An 18,136-nucleotide genomic window follows, 5' to 3' on the forward strand; every position below is an offset into this window, starting at 1 on the left:
ATACTAAAAGGGAACACATGCTTTTCTAAACAAGGTTACATTAAATAAGACATTCATAATAAACAAACGCGCCAATACTGGGAGGGCAACCTTATGGCCAGATATAGCAAAATCAATAGTTTCAATGCATTAAAAACACTTACTGTCGGCTCAAAGTCTTATCAAATCTACAGTTTATCTCGAGCCGCTCAAAGCTTAGGTAATATCGATCAACTCCCTAAGTCATTAAAGGTTTTGCTAGAAAATTTACTCCGTTTTGAAGATCAAAAAAGTGTAAAAGTAGAACATATTCAAGCACTGGTTGATTGGCAGAAACAGCGTACTTCAGACCAAGAAATTCAATATCGTCCCGCTCGTGTACTGATGCAGGATTTTACAGGTGTGCCAGCAGTTGTTGATCTAGCTGCGATGCGTGCAGCAATGGCGCAAGCGGGCGGTGATCCGAATCTGATTAATCCATTATCGCCTGTGGACTTGGTGATTGACCATTCAGTGATGGTGGATCACTTTGCCAATGAAAATGCATTTGCCGAAAATGTCGAGATTGAAATGCAACGTAATGGCGAGCGTTATCAATTCCTACGTTGGGGACAATCTGCATTTAATAATTTTAGTGTCGTACCGCCGGGAACGGGGATTTGTCACCAAGTCAATTTAGAGTATTTGGCTCAAGCAGTATGGCTTGGGGACGATGATGGTGAAAGCTTTGCCTTTCCAGATACCTTGGTGGGGACAGATTCTCATACCACAATGATCAATGGTCTTGGCGTACTAGGTTGGGGCGTAGGTGGGATTGAAGCTGAAGCGGCGATGCTGGGACAGCCAGTATCGATGTTAATTCCCGAAGTAATTGGCTTCAAATTAACAGGAAAATTAAAAGAGGGCATTACTGCGACAGATTTGGTTTTGACCATTACTCAAATGCTGCGCCAAAAAGGCGTGGTGGGTAAATTTGTTGAATTCTATGGCGATGGCTTGGCTGATCTACCGCTGGCTGACCGTGCCACGATTGCCAATATGGCACCTGAATATGGCGCAACGTGTGGCTTTTTTCCGATTGATGAAGTAACCCTTGGTTATCTTGCATTAACGGGTCGTGAACAAGAACGTATTGACTTAGTTGAGGCGTATAGTAAAGAGCAAGGCTTGTGGCGAAATCTTGGTGATGAACCGATTTTTACCGATACGTTGAGCCTAGATATGGGTACGGTACAAGCAAGTTTAGCGGGGCCAAAACGTCCTCAGGATCGGGTTTTACTTTCCGATGTTCCAAAGACCTTTAGTTCATTAATGGAGCTTGCACTTAAACCTGCTAAAGAGCAAAAAGAGCAGTTGGAAAATGAGGGCGGTGGTGGAACAGCCGTTGCTGCTGAAAAAGCCAATCTGCCACATGAAAGCCCATCTTGTATGATTGATGGAAAATCTTATCCATTAAATCATGGCGATGTGGTGATTTCGGCGATTACCTCATGTACCAATACCTCAAATCCAAGTGTGATGCTAGCGGCAGGGTTACTGGCGAAAAAAGCGATTGAAAAAGGTTTACAACGGAAACCTTGGGTAAAAAGCTCACTTGCACCCGGTTCTAAGGTTGTCACAGATTATCTTGCAGCTGCAGGATTGACCCCATATTTAGATCAATTGGGATATAACCTCGTGGGTTATGGATGTACCACCTGTATTGGTAACTCTGGGCCTTTACCTGACCCAATTGAAGAAGCCATTCAATGTCATGATTTAAATGTCGCATCGGTATTGTCTGGAAATCGTAATTTTGAAGGTCGTGTTCATCCATTAGTGAAAACCAACTGGCTTGCTTCACCGCCTTTGGTGGTTGCTTATGGATTGGCTGGAAACATTCGAACGGATCTGACCTCTGAACCACTTGGACAAGGCAAAGATGGACAGGATATTTACCTGAAAGATATTTGGCCGACACAGGCTGAAATCGATCAAGTGTTACAACAAGTGAATACCTCAATGTTCCATAAGGAATATGCTGCGGTATTTGATGGCGATGCCATATGGCAAGCGATTCAGATCCCGAAAAGTCAGACTTATGCATGGCAAAGTGACTCAACTTATATTCGTCATCCACCATTTTTTGAGGAAATTAATCAACCACCAAAAGCGATTACTAATATTGATCAGGCTCGTATTCTCGCGGTGTTGGGTGATTCCGTAACAACAGACCATATTTCTCCCGCAGGGAATATTAAAAAAGACAGTCCAGCTGGGCGCTATTTGCAAGATCAAGGCGTAACACCGAAAGACTTTAACTCTTATGGTTCTCGCCGAGGAAATCATGAGGTGATGATGCGTGGTACTTTTGCCAACATTCGAATTAAAAATGAAATGTTGGGCGGAGAAGAAGGTGGCAATACCATTCACATTCCAAGTGGTGAAAAGCTTGCCATTTATGATGCATCTATGCGTTATCAGCAAGAAAATACACCTTTAGTGATTATCGCGGGTAAAGAGTATGGTACGGGTTCATCTCGTGACTGGGCTGCAAAAGGTACCAATCTACTTGGGATCAAAGCCGTGATTGCTGAAAGTTTTGAACGAATCCATCGCTCTAATTTGGTTGGAATGGGGGTACTTCCATTACAATTTGTTGATGGTCAAACGCGTCAGTCTTTAAACTTAACGGGACGTGAGACACTTTCTATACATGGTCTTTCTGATGATATTCAACCGCATCAAACTCTAAATGTCAGTGTCGTTCGGGAAGATGGTAGCCAAGCTGAGTTTAAAGTGCTTTGCCGAATCGATACTTTAAACGAAGTCGAATACTTCAAAGCAGGCGGTATTTTACATTATGTCTTGCGGAATTTAATTGCTGCTTAAAATCGGTAATGTATTGTTTTCTAAAAGATGAAAGTTCGGCTTTCATCTTTTTTTATATCAATTGATTTATTTTCAGATTAATGTATTGATGCTTAATGAAATGGGATGATCATTTTGAATCAGTTACCTAAATATGTGTATTTTTTACTCGTTGCTCAAGCATTTAACTTGATTGCAGCGGTACTTTCCGTGACTGTTTCAGCGATTGTTGGACTTAAACTTGCCCCGACACAAGCTCTAGCAACGATTCCTTATGGTTTACAGTTTTTAGCCATTTTATTAACAACCTTTATCTTTTCTTTTTTGATGAAAAAATTAGGTCGTCATTTAGTATTTCAGCTCGGTGTCTTGTGTTTATTTGGTGCGGGAGTCTTGGGTTATTTTGCGCTAACAACGGAACAATTTTATTTGCTTTGTCTGAGCCATTTTTGCTTAGGTTTATTTATTTCTACCGCTAACTTTTATCGTTTTGCTGCCTCAGATCGTCTGTCACCTGAATTAATTCCTAAGGCGACTGCAATGGTGATCTCAGGTGGGGTAGTCGCTGCATTGATTGCACCAGTTTTAGCAATTCAGTTTCAACAGGTGAGTGGCTTGCCAGATTTCACCTTTATCTATTTAATTTTCAGTATATTAGCAGTGGTGTTGTCGCCGATACTTTATTTTTGGAATAACAAACAGAAACAACCACACGCCCAACAAAGCGTAATAGCATCTGTTCAACGAGCAAAACTACCATTCAATAGGATTGTGATCGCGATCATGAGTGGCGCATTTGCCTTTTACATTATGAATGTCATGATGATCATGTCATCTTTACATTTAAAAGAACATCATTCGTTTCATTACGCTTCAATTTCGATTCAGTTGCATGTTTTAGCGATGTTTATTCCTTCTTTTTTCGTCTCTAAGCTGATTCAACGTTTTGGGATCAATACGATGATTTATATTGGTTTTGGCTTATTGATGTTGTCATCTTTTATTCCAATGTTAGGGCAAGCGGGAATCTATATTAATGTTGCTTTAATCGTACTCGGTATCGGATGGAATTTTGCATACTCAGGGGCTTCAACTTTGCTCGCTGGTTTAGATGAGCAACAGAAACATCGTGTACAAGGGTTGAATGAGACAATAATTGCTTTATTTGCAACATTAGGCGCATTTTTACCTGCGCCGATTTTAACCAGTCTCGGTTGGAGCAATGCCAATTTACTCGCGTTATCACTTACATTCATTGTGTTAGTCTTTTTGATTGTATTGAGTAAAAAGCAACAGCACAGCCAAGCGAATGCATCATCGTTATAGCCCAAATGATGATAAACACGTTAAAATAGTGGTTTGACTCAAGCTATAGAATTTCCTGTGATGACTGATCTCCAAAATGATGAATATGACCGCCGTTTTGCGGGTGTAGCCAAGATTTATGGAGAAGACTCATTTGCGCACTATGAGAAAAGTCATGTCATGGTGATTGGAATTGGTGGTGTGGGCAGTTGGGCGGTTGAATCGCTTGCTCGGACAGGAATCGGGGAGTTGACCTTGGTTGATATGGATGTTGTTGCTGCATCGAATATTAATCGCCAATTACCTGCAATGACTTCGACGCTTGGACAAGAAAAAATTGAGGTGATGGCTGAGCGTTGCCGTCAGATTAACCCAAGAATTAAAATCAATGTGATTGATGATTATCTAACACCTGACAACGTAAAAGACATACTGAATGTTGTGCCTGATATCATTTTAGACTGTATTGACGATGTTAAAGCCAAGCTTGCATTGATGCTGCATTGTCGCTTTAACAAGATTCCATTGATCGTATCAGGTGGAGCTGGCGGTAAGCTTGATCCTTTGAAAATTCGTGTTGCGGATTTATCTAAAACTGAACAAGATCCAATGCTTGCGAAGCTGAGAGCACAACTTCGCTCGAAAGGTATTTGTAAAAAACCGAAAGAGAAATTTGGAATTACCTGTGTTTATTCCATTGATAATCCATTTTCAAGTGTAGATGTTTGCCCAAGTGCAGGACTACGTTGTGGGGGGTATGGGTCGGCTGTCGTGGTTACTTCTAGTTTTGCGATGGTCGCCGTAGCAGAAGTCCTTAAAAAGCTTGATACTAAAAAAGCGCTTACTTAGGTTTAGTTTCTTCGCCTATAGAAAACTCATAAACATGCTCTCCGAGCATAAGTCGCTCTTGGGTCATGATATCTATTTCAGGCTGCACGTTTTGATAAAACTCAAGATTGATACAACCGCTATTATTAATCGCATATTTAATATAGTAACGATCTGGATTTAGAAATAAGGTCGTTTCTTCAAATGAATGTAGAGAAATAACTTTCTTTTTATCAAAGTAAATTAAGGATGGGCAGTCGATGATCCCATTCAAATATTTCTTTCTTTGAATGTGAATGGTCACCTGTGATTGGTCTATTTTTTTAATGAGATAGTCAGGTTGATATATTCGTTTCGATGGAACTTGTTTAAATACTGAAGTAGTTTCGGTATAAGGCGTCGCAATTGTAGAAGTCGTTATTGCTAAAGTAATAAAGCTTAAGATCGTTTTTTTCATATTAGGGTCTGTTGATATTTCAGCCATGCATTGCGTTATAGGCTAAAACGACATAAACAAGGCGTGAAACGCAGGCAATGGCGACCCCCTTGTCAAGTTTCATAACGCAGTTTAGGGAAGTTTTAGCCATAACCCTACGGGACAGGGACATTTTTTACCGCTACTGCGTTACGTCTTACTCACTTAGAATGACTAAGTTTCGCAAAACATGCCTTGTATCGTCTAAAAAATGTCCTCTGTCGCAATGAGAGCTGAAAGCTCGCAAGGTGAAATGTCAACAGACCCTATTGATTTGCACATAAGTTAGTTATTTTTCATGCAAAAAAAACGCCAGTGTGGACTGGCGCTATAAACCTATGCTCAATATATTTTTGGGTTTCTTAAATGGATTGATCTAAACGATAGTAGGTATAAGTGACATTTTTGTCTTTATATACGTCATAACTAGTTTGCATAAAGTCTGAAACCCACTGTGATCCAGTAAATCCTGCGATATGACCGTAACGATGTTTTTGAGTACGATTGATAATATAAATATCACCAACTTGAGGATTATCAAAAGCAGGTTTGATTTTTTGGTAGCCGATTTCTTGTAGCGTTTTACCCCAATCCGCTGCTGCGATTGGATGTTGTGTGATTTTTGCGCCAGCAGCTTGTAAAGCAATACGCACATACTTCGCACATTGAGATGAACTACGATACGATGCTCGATGTACCAGTTTTTTAGAAAACTTATTTACATTGATTGATGGTTGTTTCGGTGAGTCTTGGGCGGTCACAATCATGTGGGTTGGTGTGTGAACCATGCTGTGATCAACTGAGGGTACATCGTAAATCATCTATAATCTCTATCGCATCTTTAAAACCAAATGAGCACCATATTTATGGCGAAACAGATGGTAAGCGATAAATCTGAAAAAATCTTAAAGTTAATGTAATAATATAACGATATGCGGTTTGCACCGTTATAGAACACCTAGAATCAGATGAATAATATTCTAATAATTAGGAGGTTAAGTGCCAGCAACACAGCATTTAAAGATTTGTAAAATCATATTTCACGCTGTGATGAGGTTGGCACTTTAGATTTGATGGGGATTTAATCAGCTTGATGCTCTCGAAGATAGTCTTCTGTACGTTGCATTGCCGCCTGAATATTACTCATTGCAGTTTCGATGTCTTGAATGGTTTTGGCATTTCCACCACTTAATGCTTGACGCCATTTACGTGCGCCTGGCAAGTTTTGAAATAAGCCCAGAATATGGCGTGTAATAATTGAAAGTGGTGCACCTTCGGCCACACGTTGATGAATATACGGCATCATTTGTTGCATGATTTCAAAACGATTCGGTGCTTCCAAATTCCAAAGTTGACCTAACTCAGCCAATAAATATGGATTGTGATAGGCTTCACGTCCAATCATAACGCCATCAACATGTTGTAAATGCTGTTGAGTTTCGTCAAAGCTTTTGATCCCCCCATTGATTTCGATGATCAAATTCGGACGCTCTTGTTTGAGTCGGTATACGTCTTCATAACGTAGCGGGGGAACTTCTCTGTTTTCTTTTGGAGATAATCCCTGCAAGATCGCAATACGGGCATGTACGATGAAATGAGTACAACCTGTTGCTGCAACAGTATCTACGAAATGCAACATTTCTTCATAAGACTGCATGCCATCGATACCGATACGATGTTTTACCGTGACTGGAATTGAAACTGCTTTTTGCATGCTGTAAATACAGTCCGCCACTAAATTGGGTTCAGCCATTAAACAAGCACCAATCTTATTATTCTGAACACGGTCACTTGGGCAACCTACATTTAAATTGACTTCATCATAGCCCCAGTCTTGCGCCATTTTGGTACAAGTTGCTAACTCTTGTGGGTTAGAACCACCAAGCTGTAACACAATAGGATGTTCTTGTTTATTGAAATCTAAATGTCGATTTGCGCCACCATAGATAATTGCACCTGTGGTCACCATTTCGGTATATAGCACGATATTTGGATTAAATAGGCGTGCAAAAAAACGATAATCTTTGGTTGTCCAATCCATCATCGGTGCTACACTGATTCTTGGATTACCAGTTGTTTCAAGGTTTTTGTTAATACTCATTTAAAATCATACCTTTATGTCTAGTATTTGAATCTGCGTAAACGCATGGTAACACCTGTGAATATGAGTTTTGCTGTTTGCATTTACACCAAATTTTACACCATAATGCGAAAAATAGTTTGTGGTGTAAATTATGGGTTCAGTTACAGCTAGAAAAGGTGCAGATGGCAGTGTGAGTTACCGTGCAGCGATCCGAATCAATCGAAAGGGATATCCAGCCTTTTCTGAAAGCAAAACTTTCCATTCAAAGAAAGTGGCGGAAAACTGGCTTAAGAAAAGAGAAGTTGAGATTCAAGAAAATCCAGATATTTTGTTAGGCAAAGAAAAACTAATAGACCTAACCTTGGCTGATGCCATTGATAAATATTTGGAAGAAGTTGGGAGCGAGTACGGAAGGACGAAACGCTATTCTCTAAACTTAATTAAGAAGTTTCCGATAGCGCGCAATATTATCACAAAAATAAAATCAGTACATTTGGCCGATCATGTTGCATTAAGAAAAGCTGGGATTGCTCACCTAGATTTAGATCCAATTGCAACAAGTACTCAGCAACATGAACTTCTTCATATTCGTGGTGTCTTGGCTCATGCTGCTGTAATGTGGGACATAGATATTGATTTAAATAGTTTTGATAAGGCTACAGCCCAACTGAGAAAAACACGTCAAATCTCTCCGAGTAAGAAACGAGATAGATTACCAACGAATGCAGAGTTGATTGCTTTAACAAAGTATTTTTTAGAACGTTGGAAGCTTAATAGATATGGGACGAAGTACCCGATGCATTTAGTGATCTGGTTTGCGATCTTTTCTTGTAGACGTGAAGCAGAATTAACCCGTTTAAGCTTAGATGATTACGACCAACATCATTCGTCCTGGAAAGTTCATGACCTGAAAAATCCTAATGGTTCGAAGGGAAATCATAAAACCTTTGATGTTTTAGAACCGTGCAAAATGATTATCGAACGCTTAATGAATCATGAAGTCCGTAGCAGAATGCTTAAATTAGGTCATAATGAGAATCTACTCTTACCTCTGAATGCGAAGAGTTTAGGTAAAGAGTTTCGAGAGGCATGCAAGATGCTTGGAATTGAGGATTTGCGTTTTCATGATTTAAGACATGAAGGGTGTACTAGACTTGCAGAACAAAGCTTTACAATTCCTGAAATTCAAAAAGTAAGCTTGCATGATTCTTGGAGCAGTTTGCAGCGTTATGTTTCCGTAAAGGCTAGAAGAAACGTTATGCAGTTGGAAGAGGTGCTACGCCTCATTGATGAAACGTAGCAAAGTCTTTTGAGGCGTCTGAATATTGTTTATCTAAAACATCCGCAAGATCTTTGACGTGCACCAGAAAAGGCGCACGCTTGCTTTTATCTATTTTAAACACTGAGAAAGGAAACTCACAGTTGTTTGCTTTTCTCAAGGCTTCTGCCTTACTCAGATGTGGGTAGTAGTCTGAGACAATTGTCATTAGTTCAATCGTCATAGATCGATATCTAATAAATAAGTAATCTGATGTACTAAGCTTTAAAGCTCCCATAAATAAGTTTTCCTACATTTGCTAATTATTGATATTTTTATCGTAATAATTTTAATTTAAGAGTTATATAATTTAAGTTAAGTAATTAATAACTTAACTATAGTGATATGATTAGATGTTGATAAATAACAAAATATACATTTGGTGGTAGTATGGCCTATGTTGATATAGATGAGTTATATACTTTTTTGTTTGAAGTGTGCCAAGGATTTCTTAACTACTGTACGAAAGCTGGATATGAGCACGATGTCGAAGCACCCGATAGGGATGATTTAAATCTAGCTTATTTGCAAGAGATTCAGAGGAGTTTTAAGGAGGAGGAGTTACAACAAATTGTTGAGCTCATGGAGCAGTCTATTATTGTTAAAAGATATAATAAAACTTATTCAAGCCATGACTTTTTAGAGGTTTTAAGTCTCATCTTCGAGCTGATAGAACAATTTGATGAGCTCTCAGATAAAGAAATAAAAAAAGCGTACAAAGAAATAATTAATCTGTATGCTGAAATGGATGTAGATGTTCTCTTTAGTAATAAAATTAATATTAGAATAAGAGGAGCGCGTGGAGCAAATAAACGGTATCAAAAGAATTTATATAAAAAGCATCAAGTGATTTTTGATTTTATGCTGAATAAAGCTCAAACCCAAGGAAAGTGGAATAATTTGAATGCTGCTGTAGAGAGTATCTTGCCTGAATTAGACTCTGTACTTAAGCAATTTGATAAGGAGTGGATAACAACCCAATTAGAAGAAAAAATGAGAACTCTAGAAGAGCTTCAACAAGAGTTCAAACAATTTAAAGTAAATCCACCAAGTTATAAACTAGGTTCAGGCTTAATAATAACTGCAACTCGAAAGCAGACCTATATCAATAAAATTAGACAACTAAGAGTTACATGCCGAGAGCTTCAAAACGCCTTGCTGATGGATGACCCGTCAATTTTGCTGAAGAAGAAACTTCCATTTAATACAGCCTATCAGCCTGAAGTGATAAAAAATTTATTAAGAAAGAGACCTGACTTATTAACTGAGATACTTTTAAATTTCGAGATGAAAGAAATTAATAAGTTGAATCATTAATATTCTTTTAACTTATCTTCATTATCCCTCATGCATTCATTATATGTTTTATCAATTATGAAATCTAAAACATCAGGTATAGATTTTTCAAATAATTCAGACATTTTTTTTAACTCCTCATGTCGAACTTTGGTTAAAGGAATATGATAAGGTTTTTTGATTTTTCCTTCATCTCTATATTTCTTTTGTGACCATGTTTTTTTCATTTTAATTAAGAATAATTCTTTAGCTTCAGTATTGTTTATATGTCCAATTAAATCGATGGTGGAAAGTGTATACAAGTATTTTTGGTACTCACTAATTGGAGGTGTTGGAAAGAAAGGTTGATAACCTCCTTTTTTAATATACTCCCAGGCCCATTCAATTTGTTTGCTGTCGTTATATTTAATCCATTCTGTATCTTTTGATTTGCTTTTATGACTTGACCAAGTTGATCTTGCTTCAATTAGTTGTGATATTTTTAGATCTTTATTTATATTTAAATTGTCAATTAAATTTAAAAAATATTCATAGTTGTTTATTGTTTTGACAATAGGGGGTGTTGTTAAATTCATTTTTATTATTGTGTTTATGATGAATATTAATAATCTGTCATCGTGTTTGTCGATCCAACTAAAGTAACTTTCATTAACTAGAAATTTATCTTTATTTATTAATGAACTTTTTAAAAAATACTCACCATCTTTTTCAAGATCAAAATATGCATGAACGATTTGTCTTTTTTCTAGCATTGAACTGTATTGAACATATGGGTTATGTCTGAAATGTTGATTATGGTACCAAAACCAATTTATCTCACGATCTGTAAAACCACGTTTGTCTTTGACTATGTTTTGGGCATCTTTGCCTTGTAATCTGCTCATTGTTTATATCTACATGTAGAACGACTAGTAGAATTATATTGGATAAATATATGAAATACTAGTGTGGAATATTTTCTATATTGAAGAATAATTAGCGAAATACATGTGGTTATATGTTTATTAATTTAATTAATATCAATGGTTTATTTTGAGATTTGAAGAGTTGAAGAGTTGAAGAGTTGAAGCATGGGGTAATGGTAATACTTGTTATCACTGATTAAAAAAACTAACGCAAGTTTAGCTTTCATAGCTATCTTAAGTTTCAATGGTATTAAGGGCGATTTAGTAATTTAAATATTAGTAAATAGGTGTTTGTATTTATAAGGATAAGTGGGTTATTAATATAATGAATATATCCTTATTATATTAATAATTATTACTCAATCTATATCCATTCATAATTACTTGTATCTACTCAACTTATTACATAACATAAGTATATTCTGTGAAACTTGAATAATTTCCTAGTTATATGTCTTCAATATAAACTAGGAAACACATATGGATGCATCTAATCCTACTCTTAATGAGTCTAAAATATTGGTTGATATAGAAAGCTTTATTATCTCTGTGTCATATGAGAGATACAGTGAGCAAGATTTTAAAGATGGTTTAATGCAGCTTATTCCTCGATTTAAGGCAATCTATAAATCCCACTTACGATATGCTCAAAGTGTTGAAACCTTTCATTCTTTGACGAAAGCTATTGATGAAATGTTGAATGGTGAAGATATCTCTGTTGTAAGGCATCTTACTCCTATGCAAATGTCTCGTTTATTAGAGTTACTACATTACGGGAAGTTAAATATTGCACTTGAGATCATCCAATTAAAGGCTCAAGAAAAACGTAATCAGCGTAGTCTTCGCGAGTATCTACAACAACTAACTCAACATTACTCCAAACTATTATTTATTCGTATAGATTTGAGTGTTGAGCTAAAACATCAGCATACTGTAGATATTGAGCAATTTAATGTCTATCTACGCACTTTTATAAATCGAGTGCAAAACCAAGATACTTGTTTTAAAGGTCTACAAGGTTATGCATGGGCTTTAGAACAAGGAGCAACTAAGGGTTATCACTGTCATGTCTTACTTATCTACGATGGCCATAAACACCAAAAAGATTTTGGTATGGCTATACAGGTTGGGCAATGTTGGAGTGAGATTACGGCTAACCAAGGTTATTACTTTATCTCTAACTCCCCTGAGTACAAGGAGCAACTTCTACGGAAGGGCAAGTTGGGTATTGGTATGATTCATAGGAGTAGACCTGAACAAATACAGAATGCGATTGAGGCTGCAATGTATTTAGTGAATCCAGAAAAAGATAACCAACATCTTCGCGCAAGAATTAAGGATATGCGTAGCTTTGGCAGAGGGCAGTATAAGATTAATAAGCGTAGGAGGGCTTTTAAAAGCTAAGTTATGGCGCTTAAAGAGATATTAGGTGGAAACATAAGATGTGTAATGTATTACAGTATTACGCATCTTATGGAGGGTAAGAGATTTTAAATAAATGATTAAAAAAGCTTAAACTTAAATCATTAGCTTAGCTATTTGCAGTAGTGCAGCATGAAATCTGAAATTGGTAATTCTTAATCGATAATCTCAAATCATTTTAAATGATTCTTGCAGTGTGAATAGGATAAAACATTGATAAAATAAAGCATGATGCAGTAATTGATGACATGGTATATAAAATTGGGGAATGTATGGGTGCTGAAAAAATGGAAAGTAATACCAACAAATTGGTCTTAAAAACAATTCATGAGCTGTTAGGTGAGAAATTTTATATACCAGCGTATCAACGTGGATATCGTTGGACTAAACTTCAAGTCAAAGAACTCTTAGATGATATTTGGGAGTTTAGTCAAAAAAATGGTGGCAAACCATCATTCTACTGTTTACAGCCTATCGTCGTATTAAAAAAAGATGATGATCAGTGGGAGGTTGTGGATGGTCAGCAACGCCTGACAACCCTCTATATTATTTTGCACTATTTAGAAAAAAAACATTTGCGTCGTGAGTTAAAAGAGGCTTATAAAAAATCGATCTTTTCACTTGAGTATGAGACACGGAAGAGTAGTAAAGATTTTCTGGAAAATATTGATGAATACGAAGGAAGGAAAAATAAAGACTTCCATCATATCGCAGAGGCACATGAAGCAGTGCAGCACTGGTTTAAAGAGCTAGATTATACTGATCATAATAAATTTTTAGCCACGTTATTGGCAAAGCCAAATGAACAACATTCAGTACAGGTTATTTGGTATGACTTAAGTGATGAATGCAAAGACAATGATTATGCAATTGATGTATTTTCTCGGATCAATATTGGAAAAATCCCACTAACCAATTCGGAACTGGTAAAAGCCTTGTTTTTACAAAGTAGTAATTTTGAGCAGGAAAAAGCCAGCTTAAAGCAAATTCAAATTGCTACAGAATGGGATCAGATTGAGCAATGTTTGCAAGAGTCTTCATTTTGGTCTTTTATTTATAACGAGGACATTGGGGCAAAGTACGATACACGGATAGAATATATATTTGACCTCATGCAAAAAAAACCTTTAGGGGCAGAAGATTTTTTTACATTCCATCAATTTAATGAGGTATTTAAAGCCAGTAATGACGAAGATCGCGTGTTGGTAATTGATAGACTATGGAAATCAGTGAAGGATTATTTTCTCACGTTTGATGAGTGGTATCGAGATCGCGAGTTATATCACTTAATTGGTTTCTTGATTGCCTGCGAACCATCAAGACGTGAGTCTAATAAAAGTGAACCGCGAGTCAGTAAATTTAAAACTCAGTCTGAACAAAACAACCTAACGAAAATAGAATTCAAAAAATACTTGAAAGAAGAAATAAAAAAAGAGATCAAAGAAGAAAAAAAGGAAGCAAAAGGAAAAGTCGTGAAGAGCCTAGAAGAACTTACGTATGGGGATGCGATTATACGCAAGGTATTACTGCTTTCAAATATTGAGACTCTACTCTCAACAAAAGACACTGATATACGTTTTCCTTTTGATCGCTATAAATCGGAAAATTGGGATATTGAACACATACGCTCTCAAACAGATAAAAAAATAGAAGGAAAGTCTAGGTTAGATTGGTCGGAGGATATTCTGGAATATTTTACCAATACGAGAAATCATCAAAATGTTTGCTTGGAGGGGTATCCAGAAGATGAGCGCAGCATCATTGCTGACCTCTGCCAAGTCCTTGCATCTGAAAATATAGATAGTGTGTTTTTTGACGAGTTGTATAACAAAGTAGCGGAAAAATTTAAAGAGTCTCAAGGGGAGCGAGGAGAGGATTGGACAAATGGAATAGGCAACTTGGCATTGTTAGATGCAACAACGAACCGAAGTTATAAAAATGCAATGTTTCCGATTAAGCGGAAACGAATCATCCATAATGACAAAAATGGTATTTTTATACCTATTTGCACTAAAAATGTTTTTCTTAAGTTTTATAGTAAGAAACTAGGAGAAGTCAGGTATTGGCAGAAGTCTGATGCAGAGGATTATTTGGAAGCACTCAAACAGTTATTAAAAGAATATTTGTCAGATACCGATCAGGAGAGAAAAGCATGAATAATATAAATATATTGCCAAACTCCGGTGAGCGCTTAAGCTTTTTTAAACTATTTAGTGAAAAAAAATATACTGTAGAAATTCCAATTATTCAGCGTGATTATGCACAAGGTAGAGCATCTAAATATGCTGTTAGAGCATCCTTTTTAGACGCTTTAAAGCAGTACTTGGTTCAAGGTAATCCCAATAGAGATTTGGACTTTGTCTACGGTAGTCTGATTCAAGTAGGTGATTCATTTCGATTTGTACCTTTAGATGGACAGCAACGCTTAACAACATTATTTTTACTGCATTGGTATTTGGCACACATTGCTGATCAAGCTGAGTTTTTGAGAAAAGCTCTTTATAAAAATGGCAAGTCACTCTTCAGATATGAAACACGTGCTAGTTCAAGTGAGTTCTGTGATGCACTGATTGGTAATTATTTTGATATGCAGTGCTTGCTTGATATAGAAAGTGAAAAATCGTTGTCAAAGACGATTCAGAATCGTGGATGGTTTCATTTGTCATGGTTAAATGATCCTACCATTCAGTCGATGCTTAATATGCTGGATTCCATACATGCCAAGTTTGCTGGTCGTCCTGATTTATTTGAACGATTGATTGATGAAGAAAAACCTATCATTACCTTTTTATTTTTGGATCTAAAAGAGTTTAATTTATCTGATGATTTATATATCAAGATGAATGCACGCGGAAAACCTCTAACAGATTTTGAAAATTTTAAGGCAAAATTTGAGCAATATATTAAGTCATTTCAAAGTGATGTATCAGTTTATACATTGAGTTTTGGGGGGAAAGTCCATCAGCCTGTAGATGCCTATCAGTATTTTGTGCACAAGATAGATACAGATTGGGCGGATATGTTTTGGGGATATCATAATGAAGCGTTAAGCGAAATTTCATTTGATGATAAGTTGATGAACTTTATACGTTTGATCATTGCAAATTATTGTCTTATTGAAAAACAAAATTCAGAGACTCAAACAAAACGGTTGGGTGGGTTGTTAGGTTCGGGCGGTAAGCTTAAGGCTTTGTCTTTTTTTAAGTATGAGGATTTAAATTGTTTTAGTGCCGAATTAGTGGATTATCTGATAAATATGATGGATCTTCTCTACAATAAGGATCTAGCGGGTGAAAGAATAAAAATTTATCTAGATGATTCTGATTATTACGATGAAGAAGATACTTTTAAGAAAGTCATAGCTGATAATACTAGCTATCCAGAGAAATTGCGTTTTTTTGCTTTTTACAGTTATTTGGCTAGTGGTAAAGATTTAGCAGGGTTGGTGGATTGGTCACGTGTCATCTACAACCTCACCGAAAATACGATCATTAATAGCGCTGATATCTATCTGAGAGCACTTATTTCAATTCATGCATTGAGTCAGCACGATGAATCTATATTAGAAATTCTTAAAAAAAATAATGATGTTGCAGGATTTCAGCCTGCACAAGTTCTTGAAGAGCGAATCAAAGCTCACTTGATGGCGAAGTCAGATGAATGGAAAAGACTGATTTGGGCTATGGAAAAGCATTCTTTTTTTAAAGGTCAAATTGGTTTTGCACTTAACTTCTCAGGCATATTGGATTTTTATCGGAAGAATAAAAACTGTGATTGGACATTCGCAGAAGATGCAGTGTATTTTTCAGAATTCCAAAACTATACCGAAAAAGGGTGCAAACTATTTAATTTAATTGCTGTGAGTTCTGCCGATTATGACTATCTTTGGGAGAGGGCTGTTTTAAGCAAAGGCGTGTATTTTACCAGTGGCAGTGATTCTAGGTGGAAAAATTTGCTGAGTACACGAGGCACTAGAAATAACGTTGATCGTGATCATAGCTGGAAGCGGTTGCTACGAATATCAATGACAGCTAATGACCAGTGGGAAAAAAGGCAAAGTTATGTAAAAGCTGTTTTTGATGATCCAAATTTTGATGCTAATGATATTGTTGACTCATTACAGTCTATATGCAGTGAAGCTTTGAAGAATCCTGAATTGGCTGTTTGGAAAACACACTTTATTAAATATAAGGCGTTATTTGAGTATTGTCGGCAAGGGTTTATTTATGAAGATGGAAATACTATCCTTTTACTTGGGGAGTTATATCGAAATCACTACCATAGTGAACTGAATTCTAGAGTTTTTTATTTAAAGTATAAGCAGAGTGATGAACAGTTTTCACCATTTAAATCCTTTGAATACTATGACGTTAAAAGTACTTCACATTACTCATGTGCATGTCTTGAATCTTGGACTTATAAGGAAAAAGAATATGTGGTAACTGTTGCGTATGACAATAAGTATTTATTGGATTTTAACACTCCTAACTTTAAGGCGTGTACGGAAGAATTGATTGGTATTCTAGATAAGCATCAATTTGAACTTTATGAGGAGGAGTGGGGTTTGACGTATCGAAATAGCTGTGAAACCTCCATCGAAGCTTTTGAGGTTTTGACCAATCTCTGCGCAGATTTACGAGAGCTAGATAGTGAGTAATGTTGGCTAGCGTGAACGTCACACAAGGTTGAGTGGTGAAGTTTTTTCGTAAAGAGTTGGATTATGGCTGTCTTGGTGATTAGCAATATCGCAAAGGCAACCGTAATATTGAAACTGTGTCTAAGTCGCTCATCACAGTTCCACTGCTTTATGTGAGGTCAAGAAGTTGTACGTTCAAATAGTGGATCAGCATATGTATCATTAGCCAATGTGATACTAACTTCGCAGATGCGCCCAACCTAACAGCGCGACTACAGGCAGTAAGCATATTGATCGAAAACATAAAAGGGAGCATGAGTTTAGTGCTAGACATACTTGACTCCTGACTCCTAGAAATGCTCCTCTGTTCTTACCCATTTAGGACCTTGAATATTTTGCGCTGATTCAATAATGGGATGAGCATAAACAGAGGATAGGGTTTGAATGGCTTGTGTTTGTTATAAAGCAATCATTCTTCGGCAAGGGCTTGATAAGTAAGCTTGCCATGTGTGGTATACAGATAAACTTCTTTGATTTCTTCAGCAGTACAGCCTTTTAAAACAAGCTTAAATACAGCCCCGTAATAGGAAACACTCGGAAATTTAGTTGTATATGGTTCCACACCAACGACCTTACAGTTCGGATTATCCATTTCCACCTTATCAATGACATCGTTCACTTCAGAGACCACTTTCAAACGAGTAGTGTCATAAATGGTTTGTGTGACCACAATAAAGTTTGGAGGAGAACCAACGGGGCGGAACTTAACTTCTACTGCTTCACTTGGCAACAGTTCGCGCTTAAGTTGAGGTGGGGGAATATCAGTATTATCAGCATCTGTATAAATACTATCTGGATCATAACGATCATGGGCAATGGCAGCAGCTTCGGCTTCCTGCTCTTTCAATTGCTGCTTGGAATCATCTTGGGTCGGAGTATTGGTTGATTCGCTCGTAAAATCTGGCGAAGAAGATTCAGGTGTCTTATGACATGCTGTTAGAGTCGCTAAAATGACACCCGTAATGATGATCTGTTTCAT

At 36.9% G+C, this 18,136-nt stretch carries 14 protein-coding genes; 8 read left to right on the plus strand and 6 right to left on the minus strand.

The annotated features are described in order from the left end of the window. Positions 1-93 precede the first annotated feature (93 nt). From acnA to ACT4_RS02175, 3 genes are all read left to right on the plus strand, one after another. Positions 94-2,850 (plus strand): aconitate hydratase AcnA, encoded by a 2,757-nt coding sequence (gene acnA, locus ACT4_RS02165; RefSeq protein WP_007479433.1) that lies wholly within the window; start codon positions 94-96, stop codon positions 2,848-2,850. Positions 2,851-2,955: 105 nt separating this feature from the next. Further along, a complete protein-coding gene (locus ACT4_RS02170; RefSeq protein WP_007479434.1) occupies positions 2,956-4,155 on the plus strand; it encodes an MFS transporter in 1,200 nt (399 codons plus the stop codon). A gap of 60 nt (positions 4,156-4,215) precedes the next feature. Further along, the gene (locus ACT4_RS02175; RefSeq protein WP_007479436.1) at positions 4,216-4,983 is read left to right on the plus strand and encodes a ThiF family adenylyltransferase; all 768 of its coding nucleotides are present in this window, start codon (positions 4,216-4,218) and stop codon (positions 4,981-4,983) included. Here the strand turns inward: ACT4_RS02175 and ACT4_RS02180 are convergent. The 3 genes from ACT4_RS02180 to dusA form a co-directional block, all read right to left on the minus strand. Next, positions 4,976-5,419 carry a hypothetical protein gene (locus tag ACT4_RS02180; RefSeq protein ID WP_034604480.1) on the minus strand — a complete coding sequence of 148 codons (444 nt, stop codon included), beginning with the start codon at positions 5,417-5,419 and terminating at the stop codon, positions 4,976-4,978. The two genes, ACT4_RS02175 and ACT4_RS02180, sit on opposite strands and share 8 nt — an antisense overlap. A 380-nt stretch (positions 5,420-5,799) precedes the next feature. Beyond that, a complete protein-coding gene (locus ACT4_RS02185) occupies positions 5,800-6,258 on the minus strand; it encodes a CHAP domain-containing protein (protein ID WP_004881724.1) in 459 nt (152 codons plus the stop codon). A gap of 260 nt (positions 6,259-6,518) precedes the next feature. Then, positions 6,519-7,538 (minus strand): tRNA dihydrouridine(20/20a) synthase DusA, encoded by a 1,020-nt coding sequence (gene dusA / locus ACT4_RS02190; protein WP_007479441.1) that lies wholly within the window; start codon positions 7,536-7,538, stop codon positions 6,519-6,521. Between the two features lie 133 nt (positions 7,539-7,671). On the opposite strand from dusA, the gene ACT4_RS02195 reads away from it, so the two are divergent. Next, positions 7,672-8,820, plus strand: coding sequence for a tyrosine-type recombinase/integrase (locus ACT4_RS02195; RefSeq protein ID WP_007479442.1), 1,149 nt, complete (start codon positions 7,672-7,674; stop codon positions 8,818-8,820). Here ACT4_RS02195 and ACT4_RS02200 read toward each other — a convergent pair. Continuing rightward, entirely contained in the window at positions 8,804-9,076 is a 273-nt protein-coding gene (locus ACT4_RS02200; RefSeq protein WP_005051547.1) for a pyocin activator PrtN family protein, read from the minus strand. The two genes, ACT4_RS02195 and ACT4_RS02200, sit on opposite strands and share 17 nt — an antisense overlap. A gap of 152 nt (positions 9,077-9,228) precedes the next feature. On the opposite strand from ACT4_RS02200, the gene ACT4_RS02205 reads away from it, so the two are divergent. Further along, complete coding sequence (locus ACT4_RS02205) at positions 9,229-10,155, plus strand: hypothetical protein (protein WP_005051550.1); 927 nt, start codon at positions 9,229-9,231, stop codon at positions 10,153-10,155. On the opposite strand, the gene ACT4_RS02210 is transcribed toward ACT4_RS02205, so the two are convergent. Continuing rightward, positions 10,152-11,018 (minus strand): hypothetical protein, encoded by an 867-nt coding sequence (locus ACT4_RS02210; RefSeq protein WP_007479450.1) that lies wholly within the window; start codon positions 11,016-11,018, stop codon positions 10,152-10,154. The two genes, ACT4_RS02205 and ACT4_RS02210, sit on opposite strands and share 4 nt — an antisense overlap. A gap of 501 nt (positions 11,019-11,519) precedes the next feature. Between ACT4_RS02210 and ACT4_RS02215 the strand changes: the two genes are divergently transcribed. From ACT4_RS02215 to ACT4_RS02225, 3 genes are all read left to right on the plus strand, one after another. Further along, positions 11,520-12,443: an inovirus-type Gp2 protein gene (locus ACT4_RS02215; RefSeq protein WP_005051555.1), complete on the plus strand. Its 924-nt coding sequence runs from the start codon at positions 11,520-11,522 to the stop codon at positions 12,441-12,443. Between the two features lie 290 nt (positions 12,444-12,733). Further along, positions 12,734-14,617, plus strand: coding sequence for a DUF262 domain-containing protein (locus ACT4_RS02220; RefSeq protein WP_007479452.1), 1,884 nt, complete (start codon positions 12,734-12,736; stop codon positions 14,615-14,617). Beyond that, a complete protein-coding gene (locus tag ACT4_RS02225; protein ID WP_005051561.1) occupies positions 14,614-17,118 on the plus strand; it encodes a DUF262 domain-containing protein in 2,505 nt (834 codons plus the stop codon). The genes ACT4_RS02220 and ACT4_RS02225 overlap by 4 nt, the downstream gene beginning before the upstream one ends. 448 nt (positions 17,119-17,566) lie before the next feature. Here the strand turns inward: ACT4_RS02225 and ACT4_RS02230 are convergent, their stop codons facing one another. Continuing rightward, the gene (locus ACT4_RS02230) at positions 17,567-18,136 is read right to left on the minus strand and encodes a hypothetical protein (protein ID WP_007479454.1); all 570 of its coding nucleotides are present in this window, start codon (positions 18,134-18,136) and stop codon (positions 17,567-17,569) included.

Source organism: Acinetobacter sp. NBRC 100985 (assembly GCF_000241225.1).
GTDB classification, from domain to species: domain Bacteria; phylum Pseudomonadota; class Gammaproteobacteria; order Pseudomonadales; family Moraxellaceae; genus Acinetobacter; species Acinetobacter venetianus.